The following is a 13833-nucleotide window of genomic DNA, read 5'->3' on the forward strand; positions in this document are numbered from 1 at the left end:
AGGCAGGGGATGTACGTATTATCATTGGGAGGAACAGATATGAGCGAAGTAATTGTAATTACCTCAGGAAAGGGCGGCGTCGGAAAGACTACCACAGTCGCCAACATCGGTATGGGCCTTGCCATGCTGGACAAAAAAGTAGTGGTGGTGGACACAGATATCGGATTGCGCAATCTGGACGTGGTCATGGGTCTGGAAAATAGAATTGTCTATAATCTGGTAGATGTAGTCAACGGAAATTGCCGCATGAAGCAGGCATTGATTAAAGATAAGAGAAATCCAAACCTATTTTTGCTGCCTTCCGCGCAGACGAAGGACAAATCCGCAGTCTCGCCGGAACAGATGATAAAACTCACCGATGCTTTGAGAGAGGAATTTGACTATGTGCTGCTGGACTGTCCCGCGGGTATTGAACAAGGCTTTAAAAATGCAATAGCCGGTGCGGACCACGCTCTGGTTGTGACGACGCCAGAAGTCTCTGCTATCAGAGACGCCGATCGGATTATCGGTTTGTTGGAGGCGAGTGAACTGAGAAATATTCACTTGATTATTAACCGCCTCAGACCGGACATGATACGCAGAGGAGATATGATGTCCGTGGACGATGTGGTGGATATTCTGGCGGTCAATCTCATCGGAACAGTTCCTGACGACGAACAGATCGTCATTTCCACCAATCAGGGAGATCCCCTATCTGGTAAACGTTCTTTGGCAGAGCAAGAATACAAAAATATCTGCAAAAGATTGCTGGGGGAGGAGATTCCATTTCCGTCGATTCAGGCGAAAAAGGGACTGTTTTCCAGATTTCGCAAGAAGTAAGGAGGGGCAGGTATGTGGTCGTTCCTGACAGAAAAAAGAAAATCCAGTAAGATTGCAAAAGATAGAATGAAACTGCTTTTGGTTTCGGAACGGATGAACTGCTCCACACAGACAATTATCATGATGCAGAATGATTTTCAGAAGACAGCGGCCCGCTATTTTCCAGTCAAAGACACTGGCGTGACTTTCGAGATCAAAGATCAGCCGCCAACCCTGCGAATCTGCATCCCCCTTCAGATAAAGAATAATTCTAGGTGATACTTTATGATAAAACAGTATAAGCTGCGATTTTACAATTTCAGACTGGTTATTCTGCTGCTGTCCATCAGTACCATTGGCGTTCTGTTAGTGGGGAGCGCGATGGAATCCTTGCGCAGTAAACAGTTAATGGGCGTTATTTTGGGGCTGATCGCCATGGTGATCGTCTCTCTGATGGATTTTAGCTGGATTTTGAACTTCTACTGGATCATGTATATTTTCAATATAGTGATGCTGTTGGGAGTGCGGATCTTTGGTTCCACAGCAGGTGGAGCGACGCGGTGGTTGAATTTAGGTTTCATTCAGTTTCAGCCCACGGAGCTGTCAAAGATCATACTGATTTTGTTTTTTGCAAAATTTTTTATGGACCATGAGGAAGATCTGAACACGGTCCGCACGATCGCGAAAGCTGCGCTCTTGCTTTTGGTCCCTTTGGTCTTGATCTGTATTCAGCCGGACTTGAAAAACACCATCACGGTGATCGTCCTCTTTTGTGTGTTGATTTATATGGCAGGACTCAGCTACAAGGTCATCGGAGGCGCGGTCTTGATTGCGGTACCGCTGTTGATTATCTTCCTGTCCATTGTGGTTCAGCCGGATCAAAAATTAATCAAGGATTACCAGAGAGATCGTATTATGTCCTGGCTGTATCCGGAGAACGAGGAGTATTCGGATGACATAGAACAGCAGAGAAACTCCATCATCGCAATAGGCTCCGGGGAGCTGACCGGAAAGGGACTGAACAACAACAGTGTCTCCTCAGCGAATAAAGGGAATTTTGTGTCACAGATTCAGACAGACTTTATCTTTGCAGTGGCAGGAGAGGAGTTGGGCTTTTTGGGCTGTGTGCTGATTATTCTGCTTCTTTTGTTTATCTGCTGGGAGTGTCTGAGGATGAGTCTGAGGTCGAAGGACCTCTCCGGAAAGATCATCTGCTGCGGGGTCAGTACGATTATCGCTTTGCAGAGCTTTATCAATATCTGCGTGGCGACAGGACTGATGCCAAACACAGGAACTCCCCTTCCTTTTGTCAGTTACGGTCTGACTTCCATGGTCAGCCTTTATCTGGGAATGGGCATTGTGCTGAACGTAGGTCTGCAAAGCAGTGAATACCGTGATTTACAGAAAATTTCCAAGAAAGAGGAATATTTATAGATGAGAGACAGAAAAGAGAGGGCAAAGTCCTCAGTTCCCCAAAAGTCGTCAGCAGCCGGAGCTTCCGCTGACATCAGGGAGGAAGCCAGACGTCAGAGACGAATTCAGAAATTGAGAAAACGAAGGCTTCAGAATACGATATGGATGCTGCTTCTTCTGTTTCTGATAGGAGCAGGGGTGGTCTTTTTGGTGTATAAATTCCGTGGAGACACCTTAAAGAGCCTGCCAGTCCGTTATGATTCTGCCCGTGAATTTTCAGCAGTTTCCTCGAATTTGGGGAAGAGAGCAGAAGCCTTTGCATCAAAGCTGTGTGTGTCAGAGAAAGGTGACACTCCCATGGATGCGGCAAACTTAGGGGAGGGACAGGAGGGTGCGCTGTTTGATCTTTCCAGCGGTGAGGTGCTCTACAGCAAAGATCTGTATGAAAAAGTTTATCCTGCCAGCATCACGAAGCTGATGACAGCCATGTTGGCATTTCAAAGCGGTAAATTAGACAGCACTGTGACGATTCAGCAGGAAGATCTAGACTTAGAGTCTGGCTCCCAAGTCTGTGGCTTCATGGTGGGAGATCAGGTGACATTGGACCAGTTGGTACGCTGCCTTTTGGTATATTCGGGAAATGATGCGGCCAGCGCGATTGCCCGTTATGTGGGTGGCAGTCAGGAGAAGTTTGTGGCTATGATGAACGATTACGCGGCAAAACTGGGAATGACAGGAACACATTTCGAGAATCCCCATGGGCTGCACACGGAGAATCATTATACCACAGTCTATGATATCTATCTGATGCTTAATGAAGCTATGAACTACAGTGAGTATCTGGAGATTGCCCAGTTGTCCTCCTATACGGCGAATTTTGAACATGCAGACGGCAGCGAGGCGAGCATCACCTTGGAATCCACCGATCACTATCTGACCGGTGAGACGACGCCTCCTAAGGATGTGACTGTCCTTGGCGGAAAGACTGGGACTACTTCTGATGCTGGAAACTGTCTGGCTTTGCTTGTGCAAAACGCGTATGGACAGCCATATGTTTGTATTGTCATGAATGCCTCCACCAAAGAAATTTTGTATCAGCAGATGAATACCTTGCTTTCCCAGATAAATGGATGAGAAAGGGGAAAATTTGTTACTCTTTTTTTAAATAAGGATTGAATTCTTTGTTGAAATACACTATAATTGAAACATATTAAATATGGTTTTTAGTAAAAATTCATATTATACGTGTCTAAGGAGGAAAACAGCATGGTTGAACTAATTGTAGGAAAAAAAGGCAAAGGTAAGACAAAAGTATTGTTAGACAAAGTGAATAGTGCGGTGAAAGAAGTAAGCGGAAATATTGTCTATCTAGACAAAAGCACGAAGCACATGTATGAGCTGAACAATAAGGTACGTCTCATCGATGTGACCAGCTACCCTGTGAAGAACAGTGATGAATTTGTTGGATTTATTTGCGGAATTCTTTCCCAGGATCACGATCTAGAGCAGATCTATTTGGACAGTTTTCTGAAGATCGCCAGATTAGAAGGATTGGATATCGCATCCACGTTGGAACAGCTAGATGAGATCGGCAAACAATTTTCCGTTAAGTTTGTAATCAGTGTTTCCCTGGACAAAGAAGAGCTTCCACAGTCCTATACTGAGAATGTGAGCGTGGCACTCTAGGCAGTGTAGCAAAGGGAATCTTTGATACCGATGTAAGTGTATCACTTTGTATGGACACAGTGAGAATAAATCTACATAAACATTTCCATAGAGAAGTTTATCAGAAGCAAAAGTGAGAGAAACCACTGGAAGAATCTAGGGTTTCTCTTTTTCTTATGTAATAGGAAAGACCTTGTTACACTAATTGTTGTTACAAATTTGGAGGGAAAAGATGAATAGGAAATATCAACTTGGAACGGAAGAGAACAAAGATTTTCTGAAAAGAATTCGTGAGGGACTATTTCGATTCGGAGAGAAGTATGCTTCTCCCCAGGGTAGTGCCTATTATCTGGGAGACGATGGTACGCCTTGGAAGGACAGACCGCGAGAGACTTGGATAACCAGCCGTATGGCACACGTATATTGTTTGGATGAACTGTTGGGGAATAGGCAAAGAGAGGGGCTGGCAGATGCAGCAATCCAAGGGCTTCTCAGAGAACTTCATGATGACAAAAATGGCGGCTGGTATACCGGGCTCACCTCCCAGGGAGTTCCTCTGCCTCAAAAACAATGTTATGCCCATGCTTTTGTCATTTTGGCGGCTTCCTCTGGGCTTCTGGCTCAAAAAAATGGAGCTGAGGAACTTTTGCAGATGGCATTAGACTTGTATGACCTTAGATTTTGGGATGAAGAAAAGGGGCTGTCTTGTGATACCTGGAATACGGAATTTACAATCTTAGAGGAATATCGTGGGCTGAATGCGAATATGCACACAGTGGAGGCGTTTTTGGCCGCAACGGATGCCACAGGAAAAAGAGAGTACACAGAGAGGGCGGGACGCATCATCGATCACGTAATTGGGTGGGCCAGTGGCAACCAATGGAGAATCCCAGAGCATTTTACAAAGTCATGGACACCACAGCTTCAATATAACGAAAGTTGTCCTGAGGATCCCTTTAAACCGTACGGGGCAACGCCCGGGCATGGGATAGAGTGGGCCAGACTTATTATACAGTGGGCATCTTCAGCTCTGGCGAAGAAGAATAGAGCTTCCTATATGGAGGCCTCGCAGCTACTGTACCACAGGGCTATATCAGACGCCTGGAACTGTGACGGGGCCCCTGGACTTGTCTACACGACAGACTGGGACGGGCGACCGATTGTCCATGACCGGATGCACTGGACGTTGGCTGAGGCGATTAACACTTCTGCAGTTCTGTACCAGGCTACGGGAAAAGCAGAGTATTCTAGAGATTACGAAAGTTTTATGCAGTATCTGGATACTTTTGTGTTGGATCATGAAAAGGGCTCTTGGTTTCACCAGTTGAACAAAGACAATCAGGTTGTGAAAACTGTCTGGCCTGGAAAGCCGGATCTTTACCACGCGGTGCAGGCGACATTGATTCCATGCTATCGTTTTGATCTCTCGATAGCTGCCGCTGTAAAGGAGAAGATGGTGACTTGTAATCTGAGTGGGAAAATGATACAATAGCGCTGTATGATTTATCAGATGAGAAAGGAAGTTGCTTATTGCCAAAACCAAAGAAATCTTTACCGAAAGTAAAAATATCACTCAAAGATCTGAAGAAGCTGTTTACACTGAACATCGGTACAGTAATGTTTGGCATTTTGTTTTTGTATTTGCTGATCCTTGGAATACGATACATGACCAGCTCGCATTTTGAGTCTTATCAAGTTACCTCGGGTCCTCTTGCCAGTAATGAGATGTACACAGGATTGGCAATACGGGAGGAAGAGGTGGTGAAAGCCGATGCGGATGGGTATGTCACTTATTACGCCCGGGAGGGAAATAAAATCAATGCCAATGGGGTGGTTTTCGGTTTGAGCTCTGATCAGGCCCTGAATGGTTCAGAAACTTTAGATCAGGAAGATTTGTCTAAAATACGCAGTCAGATGAGCAACTTTTCCTATGGATTTGACCCTGCGAATTTTAACTCTACTTATAGCTTCAAATATGAGCTGGCCGGTGAAATTTTAAATTATGCAGGAGTAAATGACCAGAGTACCGCAGATTCCGATGACGGTACGGCCGCCGTTGTAAATACGGCTGGGCAGATTTTGTCCAAAACCACAACCGATGGAATTGTGCTATACTCTATGGATGGCTACGAGAAAAAAACATTGGAAAAATTGAAAGCAGAAGATTTTGATCAGAATTCATATGAAAAGGAAGACTTAAAAACTTCCCAAAAAGTGAAGACTGGTGATCCTGTCTACACTTTGGTTACAGACGAACGCTGGAGTTTGTTGATTCCTCTCAGCGATAAACAGGCGGCCCAGCTGACGGATACCGACACTATCCGTGTAAAGTTCAAAAAAGATGGTATGACACAGATGGGGAGTTTTTCCATTGAAAAAATTGATGGGGAGAAATATGGAAAGATAGATTTCAACAAAGGATTAATCCGTTATGCGTCAGACCGTTTTTTGGATATTGAGCTGGTTACAAATACGCAGACGGGGTTGAAGGTTCCGCTTTCTGCCATTACGACGAAGGACTTCTATATTGTACCCAAGGATTTTGCGCAGGTGGATGAGAGCGGAGCTTATCAAGGATTTGATCTTGTTACAACCAGTAAAGACGGGGAGAGTTCCACAAAGTTTGTGAGTCCGACAATCTACGCTTCCACAGACGATTACTATTATTTTGAGATGGGAGATGAGAACGGTGACAACAATTCAGAGAATGTTCTCAGAGAAGGAGATGCAATCCTAAAACCAGATAGTTCCGATCGTTATGTGGTGGGAGATACGGGCGCATTAGAAGGAGTCTACTGTATCAATCAAGGATACGCCGTTTTCCGTCGAATTGAGCTAATTGACCAAAATGAAGAGTACGCGATTGTCCGCAAAGACACTACTTATGGGCTTTCCAGATATGACCATATCGCGGAGAAAGCGGACAGTGTCAAAGAATCAGATATTGTCTATTAAGGAGGAAGATACCATGCTGTCAGAAAATCTGAGAGATGTAGAGAAAAAAATTGAAGGTGCCTGTATAAGAAGTGGCAGAAATCCCAAAGAGGTGACTTTAATTGCAGTAAGCAAGACAAAGCCTGTGGAGATGCTTCAGGAGGCTTATGATGCGGGAGCTAGGGAGTTTGGGGAAAATAAGGTCCAGGAGATCACGGCGAAGTACGATCAGCTTCCCCAGGATATCCACTGGCACATGATCGGACATCTTCAGAGAAATAAAGTAAAATATATTGTGGACAAGGTTAAGATGATACACTCTGTGGATTCTCTGCGGCTGGCAGAGACCATTGACAAAGAGGCCCAGAAAAAAAATGTGGTGGTCCCAGTTTTGATCGAGGTCAATGTGGCTGAGGAGGACAGTAAATTCGGATTGTCATTGGAAGAAGTGGTCTCATTGATAGAGGCAGTCTCAAAACTTCCGAATGTGAGGGTTCAGGGACTGATGACGGTAGCTCCTTTTGTAGAAAATCCTGAGGAAAACCGCGAAATCTTTCGAAGTTTGAAAAAATTAAGTGTTGACATTACGGCCAAAAACATTAATAATGTTACTATGAGTGTGCTGAGTATGGGAATGACCAATGATTATGAAGTAGCGATTGAAGAAGGGGCAACCATGGTACGTGTAGGAACCGGTATTTTCGGCGCACGTGATTATTCACGATAAGACTAGGAAATGGAGATTAAAAATGGGTGTTTTTGATAAGTTTTTAGATGCCATTAAATTAAACGATGACTTTGAGGACGATGATTTTTTAGATGACGATATTCTGGACGACGATTTTGATGAGATAGAAGAAAAACCGCGAAAAAAGTTCTTTGATAAATTTTCTAAGAAGAAAGACCTTGAGTTCGATGAGGACATGGATGATTTTGATGACGAGCCAGTGGAGAGAGCCTCAAAAAGAGCATCTAAGACAGCGGCAGCTTCTAAAGTTGTAGAGAGGCCCACAAGGCAGGCTTCCAGACCGGCACCGTCTAAAATTACTCCAATGCGCAACTCCAAGAAAGCCAGCCATAATCAGACAATGGAAGTCTGTGTAATCAAACCTGCTTCCATGGAAGATACCAGGGAAATCGCGGACACATTGGTTGACAATTCTACGGTTGTGTTGAATCTGGAAGGAATGGACGTGGAACTGGCACAGAGGATTATTGATTTTACTTCCGGTGCTTGTTATTCTCTGGGCGGCAGCCTGCAGAAAGTGTCCAGCTATATTTTTATTCTGACTCCGTATAACGTGGACATCACGGGAGATTTCCAGAATATTTTAAACGGAGCGGTACCATCCATGAGGACAGGATATTGATACATGGATAAAGATTTGTTATTTGAAAAACGAATGAAAGATTTGGCAAGCCGTGCCTACAACAGAGATATTGTGTTGTATACGGATTTTCTGAATCTGGATGAACTACATAAGATTCATAGCTTGATTTCGGGGAGCCTTCCAGTGACGGTTTGTACCTTCGGCGGCTATGATTTGGCAGAGCGTCAGATGGCAGCATTTCTCCCTGATGCTCTTTCTTACCTTATGGAGGAGATACTGAGCTATCCCATAGTCTGCCTTAAAATACAGCCTCTTTCTCTAAAGTTCTCAGAAAAGCTGTCCCACAGAGACTACTTAGGAGCTCTGCTGAATTTGGGACTGGAACGTTCCATGCTCGGAGATCTGCTGATTGATGAAACTGGAGCGTACTGTTTCTGTAAGGAGACGATGGCAGGCTTTATTCAAGACAACTTGACACGGGTGAGACATACGGCGGTCCTGACGGTTCAGGTTATGGAGATGGAGGAGCTTCCACAACCCAAATTCCGGGAGATCCAAGGAACCGTTCCCTCTATTCGTCTGGATGTCCTAATTGCACTGGCTTTCGGCGAGTCCAGAAGCAGAATCACTCCGTTCATTGAAGGAGGAAAGGTATTTGTCAATGGACGGCAGATCACATCTAATGGCTATACCCCAAGAGAGAAGGACCTGATTTCTGTCCGACAGAAAGGACGATTCATCTATGAGCAAATCCTGACTCAGACAAAGAAGGGGAGATACCGTGTTTCAGTGAAAAGATATCTATAAGTAGGAGCAAAAAATGACAAAAAAGACAGCGATAATCAAAGGAATTTTAGGATTTCTTCTCTTTTTTCTGGCGGATCAGGGAACAAAACTGCTGGCGGTGAGGAACTTGAAGGGAAAGGAAAGTGTGGAGCTTATTCCAGGAGTGCTGGAATTTCAATACTTGGAGAACAGAGGAGCGGCATTTGGGATTTTGCAGAACCAACAGTGGCTGTTTATTCTGCTGTGCTGTGTGTTTCTGGTGATAGCAGCCTATTTTTACTACCGACTGCCATTAGAGAAAAAATATTGGCTGTTTCGCCTGATGGCAGTTTTGCTTGCAGCCGGTGCTCTGGGAAACCTCGTGGACAGAATTTTACACAAGTATGTCGTGGACTTTATCTATTTCTCCCTCATTCATTTTCCTATCTTCAACGTGGCGGACTGCTGCGTGGTCATCGGAGGCATTTTGATGCTGTTCAACGTACTTGTGGTGTACAAAGAGGAAGACTATTCTTTTCTAAAATGGAGACGAAGTAGATGAGTGACTCAGAGAATGTATGGCTGAAAGCCGAAGAGCAGGATGAGAATCAAAGAATCGACAAATATTTAGCACGGGTGATGCCGGAGATCTCTCGTTCCTATTTTCAGAAACTTTTGAAAGACGGGGGAGTATTTATCGATGGGAAGGTCGCGAAGGCGAGCGACCGCCTGCAATGCGGGGATGAGATTTACTTTCAGATGCCCAAAAGCAGGGAGCCGGATATAGAGCCGGAAGATCTTTCGCTGGATATTCTCTATGAAGACCCCTATCTGCTGGTCATCAACAAACCCAAGGGGATGGTCGTACATCCCTGTCCAGGACATTACAGTGGGACGCTGGTGAACGGCGTCCTGTTTCACTGTAAAGGACAACTGTCAGGAATTAATGGGGTGCTTCGTCCCGGCATTGTTCATCGAATTGACAAGGATACCACCGGAGCTCTGGTAGTCTGTAAAGACGATCAAACGCACCGAAATCTTGCGGTTCAGCTTGCTGAGCACACAATTACCCGCAGGTATCGGGCAATTGTAACCGGCAATCTGTCCGCTGACGAGGGAACTGTGGAAGGCCCCATCGGGCGGCATCCTGTGGACCGAAAAAAGATGTCGATCAACTTTAAGAATGGAAAAGATGCAGTGACCCATTACAGAGTGCTGGAACGTTTTGGGAAGGCTACTTATATAGAGTGTCGGCTAGAGACCGGGCGAACGCATCAGATACGGGTGCATCTGAGCAGTATTGGACATCCTCTGCTAGGAGACACTGTTTATGGTTCTTCTAAGAACCCTTATGAACTTCAGGGACAGACTCTGCACGCCATGGTTTTAGGATTTACACATCCATATTATGAAAAATATGTCGAATTTGAGGCACCTTTGCCAGAGTATTTTCAAAAAATGTTGGAAAAATTAAGAAAATAAATGGAAATCCAACAAAAAGTATTGTATAATGTTTTTATACAATAGGAATGGCCTTGTCGCGTTAATGCGTGAAAGTCCTTTTGCTATCAGGACAGCAAGGGTTTTGGTGAAGGGAGTGACCGATATGAAAACAAATGCGATTATTACGATTGGAAGACAGTACGGAAGCGGCGGAAGACAGATTGGTCAGGAGGTTGCACGGATTTTTGGGATAAAATGTTATGACAAGGAATTGTTGGAACATGCAGCCAATGACAGCGGAATCTGTAAGGAATTGTTTGAAAATCATGATGAAAAGCCCACCAACAGTTTTCTGTACTCTCTAGTGATGGATACCTATTCTTTTGGATATTCCTCCGCGGCCTTTACAGACATGCCCATGAACCACAAAGTTTTTTTAGCGCAGTTTGACGCCATCAAGAAGCTGGCTGCGGAAGGCCCCTGTGTTATGGTAGGCAGGTGTGCAGATTATGCGCTCGCAGACATGAAGAATGCCTTCAGTGTCTTTATTCACTGTGATTTAGATCAAAGGATCAAGAGAATCTCAGAGAAATACGACAAGAAGGCAAGTGCTTCAAAAGATGTGATCTTAAAGACAGATAAGAGTCGTTCTAGCTACTATAATTATTATACGAATAAGAAATGGGGAGAGGCGTCCAGCTATCATCTCTGTGTGGACAGTGGAAAATTTGGAATCGACGGTTCCGTCAAGGCCATTGTGGAGGCGATCAAGATTTTCGAGAGTACCTTGTAGGCCAGCCTTTCAAGTCTGCATTCAAAATGGCGGTGAACATTCTTTGCTTGACGCCTGGATTTTCCAGATTTAACGTGCGCAGAAGATCTTTCGCGTATTCGCGTTTGGTATTGCCGTCAGCGGGACAGGCGCTCTTCTCCACAGGAAGATCGTATTTGTTTTTGAAACCGATGATATCCGCCTCATCGACATACAAGAGAGGACGGATGAGTGTGAGATCCATGCGGTCCCAATAAGTCATCGGGGAGAACGTGTGGAAGCGCCCTTCAAAAATTAACGAGAGCAGCATGGTTTCTACCACATCATCCTTGTGGTGGGCATAGGCGATTTTATTACAATTTAATTTTTTTGCAACCTCATTAAGCGCCCCTTTTCTCATCTTGGCACAGAGAGAACAGGGGTTGCTTTCTTTTCTGTCCTGAAAGATGATTTTAGAAATCTCTGTAGGAACAACAGTGTAGGGAACTTCCAATTTGTCACAAAGCTGCTGTATTTTATCCGTGTGGAAATCTCCAAATCCCATGTCCACTGTGATTGCTTCTAGCTCAAAAGGATTTGGATAAAAACGTCTCAACCCTGCCAATGCATATAAGAGTGTCAGACTGTCTTTTCCGCCGGAGATTCCCACAGCGATTTTGTCTCCTTTTTCTATCAGGTGAAATTCATCGACTGCTTTTCTAGTGATGCTCAACAACTGTTGATATTTCATATCTTGTATTTATCCTCCATAGTTTTTTGCGGAACTGGGAAAACCCTCAAAATTAGTTTTTTTATCCCAGTATCGCTCGATACGATAACGAGTTTATTATATCGAATTTATGTTAAAAAAGATAGGAAAAAATTTAAAAATCTGTGACAAATATTAAAATTCATGTTATAATTTTACCAGCTATTTCTAAAAGTGGAGGTTGGTTATGAAATTCCGTTGGGATAACAAATACTTGTATTGGGGTGTAACTGGGTTTGTCGTAGTGGCAGCCAGTATGCTTTTTTATTTCGGAATTTTCCAGATGGGCGTTTTAATTCGCGGTATCAGTATTTTTCTTCATATACTTATGCCAATCCTCTATGGAGCCGCGATTGCTTATCTGATTTGTCCAATCACCAATTTTCTGGAGAGAAAGGTATTCTTTCGATTCCTAGAGCACAGGCATTTTCATCTCTCCAAACGCATAAAGAGCGTGGTGCGCTATGTGAGTATTTTGCTTTCTCTCGTATTTATGTGCTGTATTATCTATTCACTGCTGATGATGCTGTTGCCTGAGCTAATACGAAGCATTGTGAATATTATCTATAATTTTCCAAGTTATATTTTAAGCGCACAGAAATGGATTAATGATGTTTTAGAAGGGAATTCTCAGCTCCATTCTTTTTTTCAAGAATTTCTCAGCCAGTATTCTGTGAAGATTGAGGCCTATCTCACTGGTAATATTCTGCCTAAACTGCAAGAGACGTTGCAGAATTTCTCAGAGGGCGTTTTTGACATGCTCAATGTGCTGAAAAATTTATTGATCGGAGCGATCGTATCGGTTTATATTTTGGCCGACAAAGAAGGGTTTGTAGCCAAGAGCAAGATGTGGCTCTACTCTTTTTTATCCCCGGAAAGGGCAAATGTGGTGATTCGCAGCATGAGATTCACCCACAAAACTTTCGGCGGCTTTATCAATGGTAAACTTCTGGACTCTCTGATTATTGGGATTCTCTGCTATATAGGGACCAATCTGATCGGAACTCCTTACGCCACATTGATCAGCGTCGTCGTAGGTGTGACAAATGTAATTCCATTTTTCGGTCCCTATCTGGGAGCGATTCCCAGTGCCATCCTGATTTTATTGGTGGACCCAATACAGTGTATCTATTTTGTGATTTTTGTTTTCGCGCTTCAGCAGTTTGACGGAAACATTTTAGGACCGAAAATTCTAGGAGAGTCCACAGGACTGTCCAGTTTCATGGTGATCCTGGCAATTTTAATGGGAGGCGGACTGTTCGGAATTTTTGGCATGTTTGTAGGAGTGCCGGTTTGTGCGGTGTTGTACGCGATGACCTGGAAAATTATTCGAAGGTCTCTGAAAAAGAGAAAACTGCCGACGGATGCAGTGGATTATTATAATATTGACTGTCTAGATCCTAAGACTTTGCAGCCTCAGAAGATGGAGAATTTAAATTTGAGGAAAAAACATCACAGTCATAAAAAGAGAGCGGAGGAGAAAGAAGAAAATCATGAGAATGGTGATACAGAGAGTAAATCACGCGAGCGTGACAGTAAATGAAAAAGTAGTGGGGAAAATTGAAAAAGGCTTTGTGGTGCTGATCGGTGTCGGACAAAATGACGACCGACAGACTGCTGATAAGTATTTAAAGAAGATGCTAGGCCTTAGAATTTTTAAGGATGAAAATGACAAGACAAACTTGTCTTTGAGCGATGTGAAGGGACAGCTGCTGATGATCTCACAATTTACGCTCTACGCGAACTGCAGGAAAGGAAACCGTCCCAGTTTCATAGAAGCCGGAGCGCCGGACATGGCGAATGAGCTCTATGAGTATATGGTAGAAAAAGCCAGGGAACAGGTTTCCGTAGTCCAGACAGGATGTTTTGGGGAACACATGAAGGTGAGTCTGGAAAACGATGGCCCATTTACAGTGATTCTGGATGAATCGCTGATGGGATAGATTGGAATGGGAGCAAACCAA

At 44.0% G+C, this 13833-nt stretch carries 16 protein-coding genes; 15 read left to right on the forward strand and 1 reads right to left on the reverse strand.

Annotated features, from left to right (window positions below):
* Positions 1 to 39: 39 nt before the first annotated feature.
* From minD to BLHYD_RS08150, 13 genes are all read left to right on the forward strand, one after another.
* Complete coding sequence (gene minD / locus BLHYD_RS08090) at positions 40 to 819, forward strand: septum site-determining protein MinD (protein WP_021845803.1); 780 nt, start codon at positions 40 to 42, stop codon at positions 817 to 819.
* 12 nt (positions 820 to 831) lie between these two features.
* Positions 832 to 1077: a cell division topological specificity factor MinE gene (locus BLHYD_RS08095; RefSeq protein ID WP_005945575.1), complete on the forward strand. Its 246-nt coding sequence runs from the start codon at positions 832 to 834 to the stop codon at positions 1075 to 1077.
* Positions 1078 to 1083: 6 nt separating this feature from the next.
* On the forward strand, positions 1084 to 2232 hold the full coding sequence (locus tag BLHYD_RS08100) for an FtsW/RodA/SpoVE family cell cycle protein (RefSeq protein WP_005945576.1): 1149 nt from the start codon (positions 1084 to 1086) through the stop codon (positions 2230 to 2232).
* Positions 2233 to 3345 (forward strand): D-alanyl-D-alanine carboxypeptidase family protein, encoded by a 1113-nt coding sequence (locus tag BLHYD_RS08105; RefSeq protein WP_005945577.1) that lies wholly within the window; start codon positions 2233 to 2235, stop codon positions 3343 to 3345.
* 132 nt (positions 3346 to 3477) lie between these two features.
* Positions 3478 to 3897 carry a hypothetical protein gene (locus tag BLHYD_RS08110; protein WP_005945578.1) on the forward strand — a complete coding sequence of 140 codons (420 nt, stop codon included), beginning with the start codon at positions 3478 to 3480 and terminating at the stop codon, positions 3895 to 3897.
* Between the two features lie 211 nt (positions 3898 to 4108).
* Positions 4109 to 5368, forward strand: coding sequence for an AGE family epimerase/isomerase (locus tag BLHYD_RS08115; protein ID WP_005945579.1), 1260 nt, complete (start codon positions 4109 to 4111; stop codon positions 5366 to 5368).
* 38 nt (positions 5369 to 5406) lie between these two features.
* Complete coding sequence (locus BLHYD_RS08120; protein WP_005945580.1) at positions 5407 to 6831, forward strand: biotin/lipoyl attachment domain-containing protein; 1425 nt, start codon at positions 5407 to 5409, stop codon at positions 6829 to 6831.
* A gap of 13 nt (positions 6832 to 6844) precedes the next feature.
* Positions 6845 to 7537 carry a YggS family pyridoxal phosphate-dependent enzyme gene (locus tag BLHYD_RS08125; RefSeq protein WP_021845799.1) on the forward strand — a complete coding sequence of 231 codons (693 nt, stop codon included), beginning with the start codon at positions 6845 to 6847 and terminating at the stop codon, positions 7535 to 7537.
* Positions 7538 to 7559: 22 nt separating this feature from the next.
* On the forward strand, positions 7560 to 8180 hold the full coding sequence (locus BLHYD_RS08130; RefSeq protein WP_021845798.1) for a cell division protein SepF: 621 nt from the start codon (positions 7560 to 7562) through the stop codon (positions 8178 to 8180).
* Between the two features lie 3 nt (positions 8181 to 8183).
* A complete protein-coding gene (locus BLHYD_RS08135) occupies positions 8184 to 8948 on the forward strand; it encodes a YlmH family RNA-binding protein (protein WP_005945588.1) in 765 nt (254 codons plus the stop codon).
* Positions 8949 to 8961: 13 nt separating this feature from the next.
* Complete coding sequence (lspA, locus tag BLHYD_RS08140) at positions 8962 to 9468, forward strand: signal peptidase II (RefSeq protein WP_005945590.1); 507 nt, start codon at positions 8962 to 8964, stop codon at positions 9466 to 9468.
* Positions 9465 to 10388, forward strand: a complete 924-nt coding sequence (locus tag BLHYD_RS08145) for an RluA family pseudouridine synthase (protein ID WP_005945591.1) — start codon at positions 9465 to 9467, stop codon at positions 10386 to 10388. The genes lspA and BLHYD_RS08145 overlap by 4 nt, the downstream gene beginning before the upstream one ends.
* 124 nt (positions 10389 to 10512) lie before the next feature.
* Positions 10513 to 11142, forward strand: a complete 630-nt coding sequence (locus BLHYD_RS08150) for a cytidylate kinase-like family protein (protein ID WP_040350365.1) — start codon at positions 10513 to 10515, stop codon at positions 11140 to 11142.
* Here BLHYD_RS08150 and BLHYD_RS08155 read toward each other — a convergent pair.
* Positions 11117 to 11851: a tRNA lysidine(34) synthetase gene (locus BLHYD_RS08155; protein ID WP_005945595.1), complete on the reverse strand. Its 735-nt coding sequence runs from the start codon at positions 11849 to 11851 to the stop codon at positions 11117 to 11119. The two genes, BLHYD_RS08150 and BLHYD_RS08155, sit on opposite strands and share 26 nt — an antisense overlap.
* A gap of 205 nt (positions 11852 to 12056) precedes the next feature.
* Here BLHYD_RS08155 and BLHYD_RS08160 point away from each other — a divergent pair, with 205 nt between their 5' ends.
* Together BLHYD_RS08160 and dtd are read left to right on the forward strand one after the other, a co-directional pair.
* Positions 12057 to 13412 (forward strand): AI-2E family transporter, encoded by a 1356-nt coding sequence (locus BLHYD_RS08160; RefSeq protein ID WP_005945597.1) that lies wholly within the window; start codon positions 12057 to 12059, stop codon positions 13410 to 13412.
* The gene (dtd, locus tag BLHYD_RS08165) at positions 13363 to 13812 is read left to right on the forward strand and encodes a D-aminoacyl-tRNA deacylase (RefSeq protein WP_040350276.1); all 450 of its coding nucleotides are present in this window, start codon (positions 13363 to 13365) and stop codon (positions 13810 to 13812) included. Before BLHYD_RS08160 ends, dtd begins: the two co-directional genes overlap by 50 nt.
* Positions 13813 to 13833 lie beyond the last annotated feature (21 nt).

This window comes from Blautia hydrogenotrophica DSM 10507 (assembly GCF_034356035.1).
Classification (GTDB): domain Bacteria; phylum Bacillota; class Clostridia; order Lachnospirales; family Lachnospiraceae; genus Blautia_A; species Blautia_A hydrogenotrophica.

Excerpts from the sequence above, each read along its gene's own strand:
- BLHYD_RS08160 (WP_005945597.1), top strand. The coding sequence starts at position 12,057 with ATGAAATTCCGTTGGGATAACAAATACTTGTATTGGGGTGTAACTGGG.
- BLHYD_RS08150 (WP_040350365.1), top strand. The coding sequence starts at position 10,513 with ATGAAAACAAATGCGATTATTACGATTGGAAGACAGTACGGAAGCGGC.
- BLHYD_RS08115 (WP_005945579.1), top strand. The coding sequence starts at position 4,109 with ATGAATAGGAAATATCAACTTGGAACGGAAGAGAACAAAGATTTTCTG.
- BLHYD_RS08125 (WP_021845799.1), top strand. The coding sequence starts at position 6,845 with ATGCTGTCAGAAAATCTGAGAGATGTAGAGAAAAAAATTGAAGGTGCC.
- minD (WP_021845803.1), top strand. The coding sequence starts at position 40 with ATGAGCGAAGTAATTGTAATTACCTCAGGAAAGGGCGGCGTCGGAAAG.
- lspA (WP_005945590.1), top strand. The coding sequence starts at position 8,962 with ATGACAAAAAAGACAGCGATAATCAAAGGAATTTTAGGATTTCTTCTC.
- BLHYD_RS08135 (WP_005945588.1), top strand. The coding sequence starts at position 8,184 with ATGGATAAAGATTTGTTATTTGAAAAACGAATGAAAGATTTGGCAAGC.
- BLHYD_RS08155 (WP_005945595.1), bottom strand. The coding sequence starts at position 11,851 with ATGAAATATCAACAGTTGTTGAGCATCACTAGAAAAGCAGTCGATGAA.
- BLHYD_RS08110 (WP_005945578.1), top strand. The coding sequence starts at position 3,478 with ATGGTTGAACTAATTGTAGGAAAAAAAGGCAAAGGTAAGACAAAAGTA.
- BLHYD_RS08105 (WP_005945577.1), top strand. The coding sequence starts at position 2,233 with ATGAGAGACAGAAAAGAGAGGGCAAAGTCCTCAGTTCCCCAAAAGTCG.
- dtd (WP_040350276.1), top strand. The coding sequence starts at position 13,363 with ATGAGAATGGTGATACAGAGAGTAAATCACGCGAGCGTGACAGTAAAT.
- BLHYD_RS08145 (WP_005945591.1), top strand. The coding sequence starts at position 9,465 with ATGAGTGACTCAGAGAATGTATGGCTGAAAGCCGAAGAGCAGGATGAG.
- BLHYD_RS08100 (WP_005945576.1), top strand. The coding sequence starts at position 1,084 with ATGATAAAACAGTATAAGCTGCGATTTTACAATTTCAGACTGGTTATT.
- BLHYD_RS08095 (WP_005945575.1), top strand. The coding sequence starts at position 832 with ATGTGGTCGTTCCTGACAGAAAAAAGAAAATCCAGTAAGATTGCAAAA.
- BLHYD_RS08130 (WP_021845798.1), top strand. The coding sequence starts at position 7,560 with ATGGGTGTTTTTGATAAGTTTTTAGATGCCATTAAATTAAACGATGAC.